We start from the raw sequence: 19,047 nt of genomic DNA on the forward strand, positions 1-19,047 counted from the left end.
AGGTATACATTGGATATTTTTCAAGCGATAATCATAGGTATTATCGAAGGTTTTACAGAGTTTCTGCCCATTTCATCAACAGGGCATATGATAGTCGCCAGCAAATTCCTGGGTGTGTCCCAGGATGCGTTGACCAAAGCGTATGAAGTCATTATCCAGTTTGCTGCGATCATGGCTGTGATGCTTATCTATAAAGAAAAGTTCACCTTCAAAAAAATAGCACTTTGGCAAAAACTTTTTGTTGCTTTTTTACCTTTGGCCATCGTCGGCTACCTCTTCAAAGATCAGATCAAAACACTTTTTACTGTTGAAGTTGTAGCATGGATGTTCATCATCGGTGGGCTTATTTTTCTGCTATTGGAATATTTTTACAAAGAAAAAGAGTGGCATGTCTCTGACGTGGAAGCGGTCAGTTACACACAGGCACTATGGGTAGGTATCGCCCAGATATTTTCACTCATTCCCGGTACAAGCAGAGCAGGGGCCACCATTGTGGGTGGTTTATTGGTAGGTATGGACAGAAAAGCATCTGCAGAGTTCTCTTTTTTACTTGCTATCCCGGTCATGGCAGCGGTGACAGGGTATGACTTACTGAAACACTATCAGGATTTTGCAGATGCCAACTGGGGAGCATTTCTTGCCGGATTCCTTACAGCATTTATCGTGGCCTATCTGACGATCAAGCTTTTTCTGGCATTTATTCAACGTTTTACATTTGTAGCGTTCGGTATCTATAGAATAGTATTTGGAGTGATTTTGCTAATGATGATATGACATTGACCTGCATATGACGATTGAATTTATAGAACCTCCTGCGGGAGTTTCGCTTAAGTTCAAAAAAGATCTTTTGGACATGAATGAGGGTGTACCTCATATTTTAAAGGTAAATAATGAAATTTAATGAATTTGATTTTCATGCTGATCTGGCAAAGGGTGTGAAAATAGCGGGCTTTAAAGAGCCTAGTCCTATCCAGAAGATGGCTATTCCTATCATTATGAATGGTAGTGATATGGTAGGTCAAGCCCATACGGGTACAGGGAAGACAGCAGCGTTTGGTCTGCCTATCATGGATAAACTTGCCAAAGGTGAGATAGAGAGAGCCTTGGTCATCACACCTACAAGAGAGTTGGCTACACAGGTCGCTGATGAACTCTACCATTTAGGACGTTTTGCAGGTATCAGAACATTGACCGTCTATGGCGGTGTAGGATATGGACGTCAGATAGCGCTGATACATAAAGGTGTACAGATCGTTGTAGCGACGCCAGGACGACTTAAAGATCTTTACAGAAAAGGAAAGATCGATGTTTTGAACCCGGAGATCGTTGTTCTCGATGAAGCAGATGAAATGCTTGATATGGGTTTCCTAGAAGAGATCAAAGAGATATTCGAGTACATTCCCCAGAACAGGCAAACACTGCTTTTCTCTGCAACGATGCCTGAACCGATCAAAGAGTTGGCAAACAATATCCTCTATCAACCGGAGTATATCTCTGTGGTAGGTGATGAAGAGACTACAAACAATATCATTGACCAACGTTATTACGTGATCCATGAAAACCAGAGAGATGAAGCGATCGTAAAACTGCTTGAAACAGAAAAGACCAATAAATGTATCATCTTCTGCCGTATGAAAAGGGAAGTGGACAGACTGACCGAACATTTACAGGCATTAGGATTTAATGCCAGCGGTTTACACGGTGACCTGGAACAGATGGACAGGGAAGTGGTCATTAAAGCCTACAGAAGAGGCGAAACGAAGATCATGGTGGCTACAGATGTTGCTGCACGTGGCTTGGATGTGAAAGATGTCACGCATGTTTTTAATTACCATATACCTTTTGATCCGCAAAGTTATGTACACCGTATAGGTCGTACAGGGCGTGCAGGAAGAAGTGGTCAGGCCATCACTTTGGTGACGACTGAAGAGTTTAAAGAACTTCAACGTATCCAAAAAGAAGTAGGTGCAGAGATGCGTTTGGCCACCATCCAGGGTGGCTCTGGACTGGATGATGCAAGTTGTGAATATTTGGCTGAACAGATCAGAAATATACCGGTACATAAGGATGCGGAAGCATTGTTAGCCTGTATGAGTGAAATGGATAAAGAGGTCCTTTTAACCAAACTGCTCTCACGTGTGCTGGAAGCAGAACAGCACAACATAGGCACACAAATAGGTTTCGATCAAAATACGGTAGATGAGATGCTACAAGAGTATGTAGAGGAACAAAAAGTTACGCGAAATAACAATCGTAGAAAAAAGAGAAGATAATTCTTTTTTTTTACCTAATAGCAAGCAAAACTGTTTTAAAATCTGTAAACTTATAAAGTGAGGTTAATCACATGGAAATAAATTTAGTAAGCGAAGGCTTAAAATTTATGGTGCTAGGTATGCTGATCGTATTCATATTTCTAGTTATCCTGGTTCAGATAATGAAGCTCCAAGCTAAAATTATCAATAAATACTTCCCAGAGAAAGCACCTGAGGCAGCCCCTTCTTCTGCCAATGCTGCACAGGAAGCTGAACAAGAAGCACATCATGTTGCAGCTATTATTGCAGCTGTCACAGAATTTCGTAAACAATCATAAAACAAGGTATCGTAAATGGCTAAAAAATATATTGATGTAATGGACACAACTTTTAGAGACGGATTCCAGTCTGTCTTTGGCGGTCGTGTACTTATGGATGATTTCTTCCCTGCCGTAGAAGCAGCGAAGAATGCAGGTATTAATCACTTCGAATTTGGTGGAGGAGCAAGATTCCAATCACTCTTCTTCTATTTACAGGAAAATGCATTTGATATGATGGACGGTTTCAGAGAGATCGTAGGACGGGATGCAAACCTCCAGGTACTTTCACGTGGTATCAACACAGTTATGCTTGATACTGGTAGCCGTGAAATGATAGAACTTTTTGCAAAAATGTTTAAAAAGCACGGTACAACGACCGTACGTAACTTTGATGCACTGAATGATGTGAACAACCTTGCATTTTCTGCAGAAATGATCAAAAAACATGGCCTTGACCATGAAGTAGTGGTAACAATGATGGACCTTCCTCCGGGATGTAAGGGTGCACATGACGTTGCTTTCTACGAAAAAACATTGAGAAATATTTTAGATTCCGGTATCTCTTTTGACAGCGTTTGTTTTAAAGATGCTTCAGGTACAGCAAACCCTCACAAAGTATATGAGACTATCACCATGGCGAGAAAGCTTCTTGGTGACAGTGTACACCTGAGACTTCATACACATGAAACAGCAGGTGTTTCAGTGGCATCATACCTTGCAGCGCTAGATGCAGGAGCAAATGGTATCGATATGGCAGCATCACCGGTAAGTGGTGGTACCAGCCAACCGGATATCCTTACGATGCTTCATGCGACCAAAGGAACAGATTACAATCTTGGTGATCTACAGTTAGATAAGATCCTGAAGTATGAAGAGAGACTTAAAGAGTGTCTTTCTGACTACATGATACCGCCTGAAGCAACACAGGTATCACCGCTTATTCCATTCTCACCTATGCCTGGTGGTGCATTGACAGCCAACACACAGATGATGAGAGATGCGGGAGATCTTGAAAAATTTGATCAAGTGATCGCTGCTATGAAAGAGGTCGTAGAACGTGGCGGTTACGGTACATCAGTCACACCTGTAAGCCAATTCTACTGGCAGCAGGCATATGCGAACGTGATGTTCGGACCATGGAAACAGATAGCTCCGGGATACGGACGTATGGTACTTGGGTATTTTGGTAAAACACCGGTACAAGCCGATGAGGAGATCATCAAACTTGCATCTGAGAAGTTAGGTCTGGAACCAACAACAGAAAATCCTTTGGATATTGCAGATAAAGATGAAACGAAATCTATCGCACATTGGACAAAAGTGCTTGAAGATGAGGGATTGGATACTTCAGATGAAAATATTTTCATCGCAGGTGCATGTGCAGAAAAAGGTATTGCGTTCTTGAAAGGTGAAAGTCCTCTCATGGTAAGAAAAGGTCAAGAAAATAATTGTAATGGAGAAAAAGAGATGGCAGGAAATTATACAGTAGTTGTAGACGGTAAACAATATAGCGTACAAGTGGCAGAGGGTGAGGGAGATATCCAAATAGCACCTGCGGCACCAGCAGCACAGGTCAATGCAGTGGCAGAATCTGCAACACCGGCATTGGTACCGGGGGCAAAAGGAAGTGTGGAAATACACTCACAAACTCCAGGTAATGTATGGAAGGTCGTGAAGAACCCGGGCGACACTGTTGCTGAAGGCGATGTGATCATGATCCTTGAAGCTATGAAGATGGAAATTGATATTACTGCACCAAAAGCGGGTAAAATTGCCTCAATTAATGTCAATGTCAACGATTCAGTCGCAGACGGACAACTTCTCGCCACAATGGAGTAAGCATGAAGTTCAAACATCTTTTACTTTCGATGATGTTCGCTTTTACAGCACTGACATCAACCGTGCAGGCCAGTGTGCATGAAGCACCTGCTGCCCCTGTGCAAGAAGAACAAGCCTATGAACCCAAATCTATCACCAAACTTCTTGTAAGCTTTTTTGAAACTACAGGTCTCAATGCAATGGTAAACCCGGAAGAGGGTGTGAAGAATGGCCATGGGGATGAGATGAGTTTATTTGCCCAAAGTTGGGGTAAACTTATTATGTTTACCATTATCTTCTTACTTTTCTATTTAGCTATTGCTAAAGGATTTGAACCACTTCTCCTTCTACCTATCGCCTTTGGTGGACTTCTCGCCAACATACCTATCGCCAATATGACAAGTGATCACGGAATGCTGGGTATTATCTACAATATGGGTATTGCTAACGAATTCTTCCCACTGTTGATCTTTATGGGTGTTGGAGCGATGACGGACTTCGGACCACTTCTTTCCAACCCTAAAACTGCACTTCTCGGTGGAGCTGCACAGTTTGGTATCTTTGGTTCATTGGTCGGTGCTGCTGCACTTTCTCAGTATACAGGCATGGTAGACTTCACACTGAAACAATCTGCAGCGATCAGTATTATTGGTGGAGCAGATGGTCCTACATCGATCTTTATCGCGTCGGCACTGGCACCGGAACTTCTTGGAGCGATCGCAGTAGCAGCCTATTCTTATATGGCACTGGTCCCAGTGATCCAGCCACCGATAATGAGAGCATTAACAACAAAAGAAGAGCGTCAGATCGTCATGAAGACTACGAGAAAAGTAAATAAGCTTGAAAAGCTTATTTTCCCTCTCATCGTTATTATGATGATCGCACTCATCTTGCCGGATGCTGCACCGCTTATGGGTTCTTTTGCACTTGGTAACTTTGCAAAAGAGTCAGGCGTTGTGGATAGACTTTCCAATGAGATGCAAAACTCACTCATTAACATTGTGACTATTTTCCTTGGACTGGGTGTCGGTTCCAAACTGGCTTCAGACTCGTTCCTGGTAGCTGAGACCATGGGTATTATGATCATTGGTCTTCTAGCCTTTGCTGCTGGTACAGCAGCAGGTGTACTTATGGGTAAAATCATGAACAAGTTCTCTAAAGAACCTATCAACCCACTTATCGGTGCAGCGGGAGTTTCTGCAGTTCCGATGGCAGCAAGGGTTGTAAGTAAAGTTGGTTCTGAAGAAAAACCGGGTAATATTCTGCTTATGCATGCTATGGGGCCAAATGTGGCTGGTGTGATCGGTTCAGCCGTAGCAGCTGGTGTACTACTTTCTATCTTTAAATAACGTAGTATTACATATTATGCTTCCTCTTTTGAGGAAGTATACGTTAGGAAATACTATCTATTTTCTAACTTATGCTTTGGCATGATAAACATAAAAAGCGGTACCGCTTGAGCACTCTACCGAAGAGAGTGATCATGGTGAGCGTAGAAAAAACGGACTAGTTCGTTTTATATTAAAATAAAAAAAGAAAGAAATAGGATACTTATGAGTACTAAAACGCCCAACGGACTTGATAAACTAGGATTGAAAGATATTGGAGATGTCTATTACAATTTAAGTTATGACGAGTTGCAAGCGCACGAAGTAAACAGCGGAGAGTGTAAGATCTCATCATCAGGTACAGCAATGTGTGATACAGGAATCTTCACAGGACGTAGTCCTAAAGATAAATATTTTGTTGATCAGGCACCTTCTAATGAACATATCGCTTGGGGTGACATCAATACAAAGATCAGTAAAGAAGTTTACGATGAACTTCTTGATCTTACATTAACGCAACTTTCCGGTAAGAACATTTATGTTACCGACGTCTATGCCGGAGCAAGTGCAGCAAGTAAGCGTTCTGTACGTTTTGTGACAGAAGTTGCATGGCAGGCACACTTTGTTAAAAATATGTTCATCCGTCCTACGGACTCTGAACTTGAAAGATTTCAACCGGACTTCACTGTCTATAATGCATGTAAAGCGGTAGATGAAAAGTATAAAGAACACGGGTTGAATTCTGATGTTTTTGTTGTCTTTAATATAGAAGACAATGTGGGTATCATCGGTGGTACATGGTATGGTGGTGAGATGAAGAAAGGTATCTTCTCTATGATGAACTACTGGTTGCCTCTTGAAGGTAAACTTTCTATGCACTGTTCTGCCAATGTCGGTAAAGAGGGCGATGTTTGTCTATTCTTCGGACTTTCAGGTACAGGTAAAACGACGCTATCAACAGATCCTCAAAGAGCACTGATCGGTGATGATGAACATGGTTGGGACAATCACGGTGTCTTTAACTTTGAAGGCGGATGTTACGCTAAAGTGATCAATCTTGATGAGAAATCCGAACCTGAGATCTATGGTGCGATCGTGAAAGATGCACTTTTGGAAAATGTCGTTGCGGATGAAGTCGGTAATGTTGACTATACAGATGGTTCTAAGACTGAGAATACACGTGTTTCATACCCTATAGAACACATTGAAAACCATAAAACAGACCTACAGGCGGGTCATCCAAATAACATTATCTTCCTTTCAGCTGATGCATTTGGTGTCTTACCTCCGGTAAGTAAATTAACCAAAGAGCAGGCGATGTACTATTTCCTTAGTGGATATACAGCGAAAGTGGCTGGGACAGAAAGAGGTATTACTGAGCCTGTAGCAACCTTCTCTGCATGTTTCGGTGAAGCATTCTTACCACTGCATCCAACTGTCTATGCAAAACTCCTTGGTGAGAAGATAGATGAGCATGGCGTGAATGTATACCTGGTAAATACGGGTTGGACAGGTGGTCCATACGGTACAGGTAAGCGTATGAGCATCAAAAACACAAGAGCGTGTATCGATGGTATCTTGAGCGGTGCTATCCTGAATACAGAGTTTGAGACATTGGATACATTCAATCTTGCTATCCCTAAAACATTAGAGGGTGTAGATACAGAGGTACTTAATCCAAGAAATACTTGGGAAGATAAAGCAGAGTATGACGCAATGTTAGCAAAACTCGCTGGTATGTTCCAGGAAAATTTCCATCGTTATGACGGAAATGGTGACGAGTTCGATTTCGCATCTGCAGGTCCTCAACTATAAAACTATAAACTCACACAGCATATTGTGTGAGTCTTTAATATCCCCTTTCAAATCATTCTTTTTTCCATCTTTTACAACTAAGCTACACACTTTCATTGTATCATCTTCAATATAGTCTAATTTATAATGTTTATATCCTTCCTTATATTCTATCTATAGGTATAAAAAACGGGTCTCTAATGGCCTTTTTAGGCATCAGAAATCGACTCTGTATATCTATTGTCTAACGAACAATAGATAAGCAGTATGATCTCCTGATATCTAATTCATTTTTTTATCAAAGTAGATAGGAAGCGCTTTTTAGATCTACAAATATATATACTTACTTCATCTCTTTGATACCTTTTCTTATGGTACTAGTGCTTTATTTCCAAATAAAGGCTATTAAATGGCAAAAATACTCAAATATATCATTTTATACCGCACTTATTATAATAATTATGTGTAGTTATGAAACATATAAATTAAATAGGACTGAAAGTATCTTATTTATTGTATTTTTTTGTAAAAAATTTGTTACTTTTTGAACATTAATTTAATTAAAGGAAAGAAACATGTCAAACTTACCAAAAATCATATGGTCAAAAATCGATGAGGCACCGGCTTTAGCTACATATTCATTACTACCAATTGTGAATGCTTTTACTAAAGAGGCAGGTGTAGAAGTTGTAGAGAGTGATATCTCACTGGCAGGAAGAGTGCTTGCAGCTATGGGTCTTGCTGAAGATGAACTGTCTAAACTTGGAGAAGTGGTGCTTCAACCGGACGGAAACGTTATCAAGCTTCCAAACATCTCTGCATCCGTTGGTCAGTTGAAAGATTGTATCGCTGAGCTTCAAGGTCAAGGTTACGATATCCCTAACTACCCTGAAAATCCGGCAAACGCTGAAGAAAAAGCGATCCAGGCAAAATACAATGGTTGCCTTGGTTCTGCTGTTAACCCGGTACTAAGAGAAGGGAACTCTGACAGACGTGCTGCAAAAGCTGTTAAGAGATTTGCACAAAACAACCCACACAGACTTAAAGCTGTTGATGAGAACTGTCAGGCATACGTTGCTCACATGGGTGGTAAGGGTGACTTCTTCGGTCATGAAAAATCTGTAACATCGACTGCAGACCAAAAAGTAACGATCGCACTTAACGGGAAAGAGCTTACTTCTATCGATGCATTGTCAGGTGAAGTGCTTGACGGTACATTTATGTCTGTTGCTGCTCTTAGAGCATTTTATAAACAAACGATAGAAGATGCAAAAGCAAAAGGTCTTATCTGGTCACTTCACTTGAAAGCAACGATGATGAAGATCTCTGACCCGATCATGTTCGGTCACGCATTTGAGATCTTCTTTGAAGATGTATTTGCTAAATATGCTGATACTTTCAAAGAGCTAGGTGTGAACCCTAACATGGGTATGAGCGACCTTGAGAAAAAGATCGCTGGTCACGCTCATGAAGCTGAGATCAAAGCAGCATTCCAGGCAGTAGTTGATGCTGATGCTCCAAAAATTGCTATGGTTGACTCTGATAAAGGTGAAACGAACTTCAATGCATCTAACGATGTCATTATCGATGCTTCTATGCCTGTTGTGGTAAGGGAAGGTGGTAAACAGTGGGATAGAACTGGTGCAGCTGGTGAAACTGTTGCTGTAGTTCCAGATTCTACTTACGCGATGTTCCACGAAGAAATGGTAGCTGATATCGTGAAAAACGGTCAATACGATGTATCTACAATGGGTGCAATGCAAAATATCGGTCTTATGGCTCAAAAAGCTGAAGAGTACGGTTCTCATCCAACTACATTTGAACTGGCAGAAGCTGGTACGGTTACCGTGACTGGTAGTGTAGATGGTGAAATGATGAGCTTTGAGTGTGAGGCTGGTGACATCTGGAGACTTGCAAGAACGAAAGATATACCGATCAGAGACTGGGTAAGATTGACTGTTGAAAGAACAAGAATCGAAGGTATCCCTGCCGTATTCTGGCTAGATGAGAACAGAGCACATGATGCTGAGCTTATCAAAAAAGTAAACGAATACCTTAAAGAGTATGATACTGACGGTCTGGATATCAGATTCATGAAAGTAACGGATGCAACTAGATTTACAAATGAAGAGATCAGAAAAGGGAACAATGTGATCGCTGTAACCGGTAACGTACTAAGAGATCACTTGACGGATATGTACCCGATCCTGGAGCTTGGTACTTCAGCGAAGATGCTTTCTATCGTTCCATTGATCGCTGGTGGTGGGCTGTTTGAAACGGGTGCAGGTGGATCAGCGCCTAAGCACGTAGATCAGTTCAACGAAACAGGTCACTTAAGATGGGATTCACTAGGTGAGTTCCTAGCATTGGCTGAATCTTTAAGAATGATCGGCCAAAAACATGAGGATGCTAAACTTGCAGCCCTGACTGCCGGTCTTGATGCTGCCAACCAAGGGTACCTTGATAACAACAAAGCACCAGGAAGAAAAGTAGGTGAGCCGGATAACAAAGCGTCTCACTTCTACTTGGCTCAGTACTGGGCAGAAGCACTTGCAAATGGTGAGAATGCTGCATTGGCTGCAAAGTTCGCTCCGGTTGCGAAAGCACTGAAAGAGAATGAAGAGAAGATCATGGAAGAGCTTCTTGCAGTTGAAGGAAAACCTCAGGATGTTGGCGGATACTTTCACCCGAACGATGAGTTGGCTGCCAAGGCAATGAGACCATCTGCTACACTCAATGCGATTATTGACGCTATCTAAGTAAAGCTATCGAGTATTGCACCATATCGGTGCAGTACCCGGCACCAAAATGATTTTAGGAGATTCATTATGAATATCGATTTAATACTTCAAAATATTTTAAATCCACCGATACTATTCTTTTTGCTCGGTATGTTAGCTGTTTTTTTCAAATCAGAATTGTCGATTCCGCAGCCTTTACCCAAACTTTTTTCATTGTATCTGTTGATAGCCATTGGGCTTCATGGAGGATATGAACTTTCTCATAGTGGTTTAAATACCTACATCTTTACTGCACTTTCCTTGGCAATCCTCATGGCGATCATTGTACCGATCTATAGCTATTTTATTTTACGTATGAAATTGGATAACTATAATGCTATCGCTATTGCTGCGACCTATGGATCGATCAGTGCAGTGACGTTCATCACCGGTATCACCTATCTTCAAACGATTGGTGTTGAATATGGGGGCTATATGGTAGCGGGAATGGCACTTATGGAGTCTCCTGCTATTGTAGTAGGACTTGTGTTTGCTACACTGTTCGCTAGAGGTCCTGAAGATAAAAAAGAGACAGATTGGAAAGAGATCTTTAGAGAAGCATTTTTAAATCCATCAGTCTATTTACTGGTCGGTGCTTTGATCATTGGTATTGTAACCGGAGAAAAAGGCTGGAATTCTATGGAGCCGTTGTTTGGAACGCTGTTTAAAGGAATGCTTGCATTTTTCCTTCTTGATATGGGATTGGTTGCAGCAAAAAGAATTTATGAGTTAAAAAAAGTCGGACTGTTTTTAATTATGTTTGCAATCGCTATGCCTATCTTTAATGCATCCGTTGCTATTCTATTAGGGTACTTCTTTGAACTATCACAAGGAGATACCTTATTGCTGTCATTACTTGCGGGAAGTGCTTCTTATATTGCAGTGCCTGCGGCTATGAGGTTGTCTGTACCTGAAGCCAATCCTGGGCTCTATCTGCCATTAAGTCTAGCGGTCACTTTCCCTTTTAACATCTCTTTAGGGATACCGCTATACTACTACTTTATTACTATTTTATGGGGGTGAATTATGGAAAAAATGAAAAAAGTCGAAGTGATCATTGAGTCTATTTATACAAATAGAGTATTAGAGATATTTAAAGAAGCTGATGTAACAGGGTATACCATCATCAGAGATATTGAAGGGTATGGAAGTCATGGCCTAAAAACAGCCGATGAAGCGAATGACCTTCTTAGCAATAATTATATCTTTACCGTATGCCGAGAGGAAAAATTTGAAAGAATGATAGAGAAGATTAGAGCGTTCATAGACAGATATGGCGGGAAATGCATTATTAGCGATTCTCTTGTTTTATTACATGAAAAAAAGTAAAGAGTACTTTGGAAGATTGTTTTTCGTTTGATAACACGATAATACCAATATTAGATAACTATACTGTTAAAAAAAGACAATTAAATATCAAAAATAGATAATTTATAGAACAAAAATAGTGTAGAGATAAAATCTAAAAATCTTTAAAATACTGGCAAATAAAATTGAAGGAATTCGAGTGAGTAAAAAAATATCAAAAATTTTAATAGCCAATCGTGGTGAAATTGCTCTACGTATCATCAGAGCATGTAAAGAGTTGGATATTACCAGTGTAGTTATACATTCGGATGCTGATAGTGAAGGCTCATGGGTACAGAAAGCAGATAAGAGTGTCTTGTTAGAGGGACACCCTGTGCAAGTCTATCTGGATTATGAGAATATTATTAAGGTCGCCAAAGAGTTAAAGTGTAGTGCTATCCATCCAGGATATGGTTTTTTGTCTGAAAGTGCCGACTTTGCAAGAGCCTGTGATGAGAACGGTATTATTTTTATCGGACCCAAGGCAGAACACATTGAACTTTTTGGAGATAAAATTACTTCAAAAAATGCCATGAAAGAGATCGGGGTACCTGTGCTTGAAGGTACAACTACGCCTATCACGGATAAACAAGAAGCACAAAGAATCTCTCAAGAGATAGGTTTCCCGGTTATCATCAAAGCCGCATTTGGCGGTGGCGGTCGTGGAATGCGTGTTGTGCATGAGGCAAAACAGTTCGATTCTCTTTTTGAGGCAGCAACAAGTGAAGCAAAAAAATTCTTTGGAAACGGTGATGTCTTTATAGAAAAATTTGTCAGCAATCCCCGACATATTGAAGTGCAGGTCATTGCGGACAAGTATGGGAACGTCGTGCATTTGGGAGAAAGAGACTGTTCGATCCAGAGACGTCATCAAAAAGTCATCGAGATCGCCCCTTCACCAAGCCTCAATGATGCTACACGAAAAGAGCTCTATCGTATTGCTATCAGAGCGATGAATCGTTTAGGCTATGAAAATGTCGGGACGATCGAATTTTTGCTCGATGCAAAAGACAATATCTACTTTATCGAAATGAATACACGTCTTCAGGTTGAACACCCGGTCACAGAGATCATCACCGGTGTGGATATCGTACAAAGAATGATCCAGATCGCAGAGGGAGACAAGCTTCATTTTTTACAAGAAGAAATCGTGTTTAGAGGATATGCCATTGAGTTCAGGATCAACGCAGAGGACCCGCTCAACAACTTTATGCCATCATTTGGAACGATCGAAAAGTACTTAACTCCGGGTGGACCGGGGGTAAGGCTTGATACAAGCGTATATGGCGGATACTCTATACCGACCAATTATGATTCTATGATAGGGAAACTGATCGTGTGGGCATTAGACTGGGAAGGTGTAGTTAAAAAAGCCAAAAGAGCTTTAGATGAATACTATATAGAAGGACTTACAACCAACATTCCACTTCATAAAGAAGTAGTGTGTGATGAGAGTTTCCAAAAAGGTATATTTGATACAGGATTTTTGGACAAACGTGTTGAACACTTTGCCCTGATCAATACCATCGCACCGACAGAAGATAAACGTATTACTTCTTTTATCTCAAAACTGATGCAAAAGGGTTTAACTTCCAAAAAAGGTGACTTTATATAGTCACTTTATGTTACATATAAATTACATCATTGATGCATATAAAAATATTCTTAAGTAAATATACTATTATATTGTATTGTTTTGATACATATATAAACTAGGATGCATGTTGAACGCTGGTTATGAAGTAAGCAACTTAGTGATCTTAAGAATGTTTACATTTTCTTTACATACTTACACTATGATGACTTTCATCTTCTCTCAAAAAATTCATTGTTGTTATCTATACAACATATCGTGAAAGTTTGAACCCCATTGGGTTTAGATCCTGAAAAGAAAGATGAGGGGTTTTACTTATTGATATCATGTTAAAAGTGATCCGTTGAAATAGAAGTAAACTGAATAGGTGTATAGCTTTGATCTTTATCAGGGTTTAAAAATAAGAATGATGTTCTTTAAAATGTAATCTAGAAGGAAAAATATGAAAAAAACGATCATGACCATCTGTGCATTGGCACTAGTCACACCGACTGCTATATTTGCAGTGCAGAAAAAATCAAATGAGATCACCATTCATTTTGCGCACATAGGTGATATACATGGACACTTGATTCCGCGTGCACATGTCCGGGATGATGGCAACGGTATGAAACAGGGCGGACTCGCCCGTGTCTATACGCTGATCAAAGAGATGCGTGAAAAAGATGATCAGCTTGTTCTGGTAAACACAGGAGATACGATACAAGGATCGGCAGAAGCACTCTACACACGCGGTGGAGCAATGACAGAAGTGCTTAATGCCTTTGGTATTGATTATTATGCTCCGGGAAACTGGGATTGGCTTTATGGGAAAGCGCGTTTTAAAGAGCTTTTTGTAGGTAAAGATGCTTTATCACACTGGCATCCGTTGATTGCAAATATCTATAATGCTGATGACGGTACACATCTTGTAGAACCTTATCATATTCAGACTATAAAAGGGATCAAAGTCGGATTTTTAGGGTTTACATCGGAACGTGGACCCATGATCGTGGGCTCAAGTGTAACTAACGGTTTGAAATTTTCCAATGGAGATACAGAATTTGAAAAGTATGTTCAAGAGTTACGTCCCCAGGTTGATCTGCTTATTGTTTTGTCAGAACTGGGTTTGGCTAAAAATATTGCGTTGTCCAAAGCATATCCGGGAGTAGATTTCGTTTTTTCCTCTGACATGCATGAGGAGACACCAAGAGAGGTAGTGCTTAAAAACGGGACTGTTTTGATTGAAGAGGGACAGGATGGAACGCGTGTGGGTGAAATGAGTGTAACGCTTAGAGACCATAAAGTTGTTGGACACAAGTTCACATTTCACATCGTGGATGAACAGATCAAGCCTGATGCAGAAATTACAGCGCTGATTGAACAAGTACGTGCACCATTTGTTGAAGAAACAAGCGCAAAAAAATATGTCAATCCATTTAGTAAACGTCATTTAAAGGGTGCAATTAATACTGTAATTGGCAAAACGGATGTAGATCTTCATAGAAGTAATTTTTCAGACAGTGTGATGCCTGCAGTTGTTGAAGGAAGTTCTCATGACTTTATCACAGATGTTTTTAGAATACAAAGTGGTGCAGACATAGGATTACTACGCGGTTTTAGATATGGAACACATATCAAAACCGGTAATATTCGCCGTGAAGACATCTATCATTATATCCCGATTGGTCCGTTCTTGGCAAAAGGAGAAATGACAGGTCAGACTATAAAGAATGTGATCGAAAACAGTGCAGATGGATCGCTGGCAGGTGATGCTACTGATTGGAAGGGTGGCTGGCTTTTTGCATGGAGCGGCCTACACTATGATTTGACGCCAAATGCCCAAAAAGGGGAAAGAGCAACAAACATTACTGTACTCGACAAACAGACAGGTAAATATCTACCGTTAGACCTTGAAAAGGTATATACCGTTGCCGGTTATAACTATGAGGAGGAGCCAAACCGTATTAACAAAGTCATATGCGACACTGTTGAGCCAGTTAAAAATGATAAAGGGGAAGCCATCGAAGCAACTGATGCGATTGAAGAGTATTTAAAAGTTCAACATGCAAATCCGGAACTCAATCGTATTAAGATCATTGCACCGCTTAGTAAACCACATTATGGGAATAGAGAGATTCAACCTCTGCCCTAGACAATGGGTAATCAAGCAGAACACATACCTGTGTTCTGCTATAATTTGAAAACATTTGCTAAACAGGATAGTAATGATAAAAGGGGCTATGATATGAAACTTAATGATATTGTTATCAATTATGTAAAAAAAATCATTAAAGAAGATCGAAAAAATATTTTTCATTTATTGTATTACTCTATCATTGATGCAATTCTTGTTTTATCTATTCCTCTCGCATCCGCTATTATTATCAACAGTGTATTGGCACATGCATCACTGTCTTTAGTTATTCTGGGATCAATAGTTCTTGTTTTATTTGTATTTATTACTATTTTACAATTGCTTAAAGGGTATATTGTTGAAAAGTTTCAACAGAAAGTTTTTCTTCAAGAAGGCATAGAGATTGCGACAAAAGCAATAAATCTAGACCATGAAGATCATGATGCCGAAATTAAACATAAAAAATTAATGAACTACTTTTTTGATATTACCTCGATTCAAAAGTTCTTTCCTATTCTGTTACTTGATGGTTTGGGGCTTGTGATCAAGATCGTTGTGAGTCTTCTTTTGTTACTTGCATTTGACCCGATTCTATTTGCTGCAGGAACACTCTTTTTTTCGATCTATATCATCCTGTTGTTTCTCCTTGGGCACAATGCAGCACAAAGTGCATTGGAGCGTTCGGATGCAAAACATAGTACCATCTATTTTTTACAGCATATCAATGAAGAAATAGGTACTGAACATGAAACGCTATCAAAGTTTAATACCTATTTAACTACGTATGTACAGGCCAGGAAAAAGTTATTTCAGATCATTATCAGACAATTGGGATTTACTTTTTTTGCAGAAGGATTCATTTTCAGTATGTTCCTGGTCATAGGAGGTTATCTTGTTATTAACGGCAGTCTGCCGCTGGGGGAATTTGTTGCCGCTGAAATTATTGTGACCTCTATTACTTACGCATTAAAAGGATTTGCAAAACAGCTTGATTATATTTATGATATGATCGAAGGACTCTATAAAGTCAATAAGTTGTCAGTAGGGTTGGAGGATAAGAGACATGGATAGATTTAAGTTTGATGCATTGCAACTTGTTGAGACCAATCCTTTTGTAAATCGTATCGGCCGTTTTACATTTGTTCTCATACTTTTTTTCATCGTCATTCTTTTTTTACCCTGGAGACAGACGGTTCAGGGTGAAGGCACACTGATCGCGTATGATCCCACCCAGAGAATACAGTCTATCTCGGCGCCTATTGATGGTTTTATCGATACCTTTTATGTTTCTGAGAACGAACATGTACAGCAGGGAATGAAACTTTTCAATATGATCGACCCCGATAAAGACTACAAAACACGTGTGTATAAAATGAAAGAGGATTTCGAACAGCAGCATGAAAATATTGAAAATGAACTCATTGTCCTCAAACAAAAAGACACCAGTCTTCTGAATCAGAAAAAAATACGTTTAGAGCTCTATGACAAACATTATATTCAGGCAGAAGAACAGTTGAAAAGTCTACAGCTCAAATATCAGGCGGAAAAAAAGAACTATGAGGTTCTCTTCAACCATTTTACCAGGATCAAGCAACTCTATGTTCAAAAAATAGAATCAAAAAAGCATTATGAAAAAGCCGAGAATCAATATATCAATTCGAAAATAACATTAGAGAAGATCGAAATTGATATAGAGGTGCAGAAGCGAAATTTATCCATCATTCAACAGGAAAAACAACATTTTCTGGAAGAAATAGGAAATCAGATAAGAACACTTGAAAACAATATGTTAGGAGTGGAAACACGCTTAAATATTTTAAAAAGGGACTATGAAAAACATTTGACAGAGATAGCCAGATATGAAACATCATCGGTGATCTCACAAAAAGATGGTTCTGTCATGCGGATCTTGGAAAATGACAAGAATACGTATATCAAAAAAGGGCAGCCTGTCATACGTTTTTCTCCAGATGTTAATACCAGTGCACTGTTGTTAAAGGTCTCAGACTTCAATATGCCTTTGATGAAAGAGGGACTGCCTGTAAGGATCAGATTCTATGGATGGCCTGTGTTGTACATCCCCGGATGGCCGGTGATAAGGTTTGGTACCTTTGGAGGCATTGTGAAGAGAGTGGACCCGGTCTTGCATGAGAAAGGTGCTTACTATGCCTATGTGGTTGAAGATCCAAATGAACCATGGCCCTCTCATGAAAAACTTCGAGTAGGTACAGGTGCAACTGCATGGGTTGCCTTGTCAAGTGTGCCGATCTGGTATGAACTTTGGCGCTTAATGAATGCATTCCCAGCGAACATGGTCACGCCGGAGAAAAAATAATGAAACAAACATTTTTAAGATACTGTATCTATCTCTGTATGTGTTCGTATGATGCATTTTCCAAAGAAATTTTTACCGTGGAGCATATGAAACACTATCTGACAGAAGAAAACCCGTATATATACACTGCAGTGGGACAACAATATATTGATGCAGCGCGTATTGGATCAGCACAGGGAGGCTTTGATACGAAGCTCTCCGTAGCGTACGATAAAAAAGAATACCCGATAAGTACAGGCGAATTTTCTGATATCTCTTTGAGCAAGCCGACAGAAAACGGTACGGAATTTATTGTAGGGTACAGAAAAGCTGAAGGGGTTCAAGAGTATAACAATATCAAAACCGGTAGTGAAGGGGAATTACGGCTGGGAGTGAAAGTACCGGTATTTTCAGTTTTGAACGATATGAACGAACGTAAATATACGCTTGATTCCGCCAGAATAAATGCTACCAGGTCGGCATTTGAATCACAAAACAATTTAAGAAATCTCTATACGCATATCGTCACTTCATATTACCAACTCCTCTACTATAGTGAGGTCCTGAAGCTTGAGAAAAGTCTCTTGCATAAAGCGACAAAAAGGAATCGTTTTATTGAGAAAAGAGTACGAACCGGAGACCTTTCGGATATCGCTATACTTGAATCAAAACAGCAGATCATTAATCGTGAACAGAGAGTTCTCAGAACAAAAAACAGTTATACCCAGGCATTACAGACATTTTTAAAGTATCTGAACCTCTCTAAAAAAGAGTTTGATCTGAGATATGTGCTCCCCCCACTAAAGATGCTAAAGAAGGAAAAGATCATTTTCCACAATGTGATCAGTCAGGCATTAAAACAAAGACCAGACCTCAAAGCCTTGGAGTCCCAACAAAGCAAACTGGACCTGGACACAGCCTATAATAGCGTATCAGCGTATCCCGAGTTAAATCTTTTTGCCTACGGCGTGCATGATATACACTATGGAGAGGGTATAAAAGTGGGACTGCAGTTTGATATCCCATTAGAAAGACGATCGTATAAAGGAAAGATGATCGAGATACAAAAAGGTATGAATCAACTTGAAGAAGAGAAAAACAGACTACTGTTAGACCTGAAAACAAATCTTAGTAATTTAATGTATGCATTGGATATTGTCAATCAAAATATAGAATTGGGGGATAAGGAAACAAAGATCGTTGAATCGCTCGAAGAAGCTGAAAATAAAAAATATGAAGTGGGTTCAAGTGACCTGTTTCAGATCAATCAACGTGAGATCAGAACATTGGAAGTCAAGAAAAAGCAATTGGAATACCATCTCAATGCGCTGGTGATACAACAGGAGATAAAAAAAGAGATGGGAGAGTATATGACACTGTAAAA

General features: G+C 39.9%; 14 protein-coding genes. All 14 read left to right on the forward strand.

Going from position 1 to position 19,047, the window contains the following annotated elements; all coding sequences use genetic code 11:
- Positions 1 to 9 precede the first annotated feature (9 nt).
- The 14 genes from LDM98_RS01145 to LDM98_RS01210 all read left to right on the forward strand — a co-directional run bounded on the left by LDM98_RS01145 (position 10) and on the right by LDM98_RS01210 (position 19,045).
- Positions 10 to 774, forward strand: a complete 765-nt coding sequence (locus tag LDM98_RS01145; RefSeq protein WP_223897388.1) for an undecaprenyl-diphosphate phosphatase — start codon at positions 10 to 12, stop codon at positions 772 to 774.
- A gap of 116 nt (positions 775 to 890) precedes the next feature.
- Entirely contained in the window at positions 891 to 2,273 is a 1,383-nt protein-coding gene (locus tag LDM98_RS01150) for a DEAD/DEAH box helicase (protein WP_223897390.1), read from the forward strand.
- Between the two features lie 71 nt (positions 2,274 to 2,344).
- Positions 2,345 to 2,590 (forward strand): OadG family protein, encoded by a 246-nt coding sequence (locus LDM98_RS01155; protein ID WP_223897392.1) that lies wholly within the window; start codon positions 2,345 to 2,347, stop codon positions 2,588 to 2,590.
- Positions 2,591 to 2,605: 15 nt separating this feature from the next.
- Positions 2,606 to 4,411 (forward strand): biotin/lipoyl-containing protein, encoded by a 1,806-nt coding sequence (locus LDM98_RS01160; RefSeq protein WP_223897393.1) that lies wholly within the window; start codon positions 2,606 to 2,608, stop codon positions 4,409 to 4,411.
- Positions 4,412 to 4,413: 2 nt separating this feature from the next.
- Positions 4,414 to 5,739 carry a sodium ion-translocating decarboxylase subunit beta gene (locus LDM98_RS01165; protein WP_223897395.1) on the forward strand — a complete coding sequence of 442 codons (1,326 nt, stop codon included), beginning with the start codon at positions 4,414 to 4,416 and terminating at the stop codon, positions 5,737 to 5,739.
- 204 nt (positions 5,740 to 5,943) lie between these two features.
- Positions 5,944 to 7,533 carry a phosphoenolpyruvate carboxykinase (ATP) gene (gene pckA / locus LDM98_RS01170; protein WP_223897397.1) on the forward strand — a complete coding sequence of 530 codons (1,590 nt, stop codon included), beginning with the start codon at positions 5,944 to 5,946 and terminating at the stop codon, positions 7,531 to 7,533.
- Positions 7,534 to 8,087: 554 nt separating this feature from the next.
- Positions 8,088 to 10,271, forward strand: coding sequence for an NADP-dependent isocitrate dehydrogenase (locus tag LDM98_RS01175; RefSeq protein ID WP_223897399.1), 2,184 nt, complete (start codon positions 8,088 to 8,090; stop codon positions 10,269 to 10,271).
- Positions 10,272 to 10,340: 69 nt separating this feature from the next.
- Positions 10,341 to 11,315: a sodium-dependent bicarbonate transport family permease gene (locus LDM98_RS01180; RefSeq protein ID WP_223897400.1), complete on the forward strand. Its 975-nt coding sequence runs from the start codon at positions 10,341 to 10,343 to the stop codon at positions 11,313 to 11,315.
- 3 nt (positions 11,316 to 11,318) lie between these two features.
- On the forward strand, positions 11,319 to 11,621 hold the full coding sequence (locus tag LDM98_RS01185; RefSeq protein ID WP_223897402.1) for a DUF190 domain-containing protein: 303 nt from the start codon (positions 11,319 to 11,321) through the stop codon (positions 11,619 to 11,621).
- 178 nt (positions 11,622 to 11,799) lie between these two features.
- Complete coding sequence (locus LDM98_RS01190) at positions 11,800 to 13,254, forward strand: acetyl/propionyl/methylcrotonyl-CoA carboxylase subunit alpha (RefSeq protein WP_223897404.1); 1,455 nt, start codon at positions 11,800 to 11,802, stop codon at positions 13,252 to 13,254.
- Positions 13,255 to 13,675: 421 nt separating this feature from the next.
- On the forward strand, positions 13,676 to 15,367 hold the full coding sequence (locus LDM98_RS01195) for a bifunctional UDP-sugar hydrolase/5'-nucleotidase (RefSeq protein WP_223897406.1): 1,692 nt from the start codon (positions 13,676 to 13,678) through the stop codon (positions 15,365 to 15,367).
- Between the two features lie 93 nt (positions 15,368 to 15,460).
- The gene (locus LDM98_RS01200) at positions 15,461 to 16,420 is read left to right on the forward strand and encodes an ABC transporter ATP-binding protein (RefSeq protein WP_223897408.1); all 960 of its coding nucleotides are present in this window, start codon (positions 15,461 to 15,463) and stop codon (positions 16,418 to 16,420) included.
- Positions 16,413 to 17,684, forward strand: a complete 1,272-nt coding sequence (locus tag LDM98_RS01205) for an HlyD family secretion protein (RefSeq protein ID WP_223897409.1) — start codon at positions 16,413 to 16,415, stop codon at positions 17,682 to 17,684. Before LDM98_RS01200 ends, LDM98_RS01205 begins: the two co-directional genes overlap by 8 nt.
- Positions 17,684 to 19,045 carry a TolC family protein gene (locus LDM98_RS01210; RefSeq protein ID WP_223897412.1) on the forward strand — a complete coding sequence of 454 codons (1,362 nt, stop codon included), beginning with the start codon at positions 17,684 to 17,686 and terminating at the stop codon, positions 19,043 to 19,045. Before LDM98_RS01205 ends, LDM98_RS01210 begins: the two co-directional genes overlap by 1 nt.
- The last annotated feature ends 2 nt before the right edge of the window (positions 19,046 to 19,047 follow it).

The sequence above is a fragment of the Sulfurovum sp. TSL1 genome (assembly GCF_019972135.1).
Lineage (GTDB): Bacteria > Campylobacterota > Campylobacteria > Campylobacterales > Sulfurovaceae > Sulfurovum.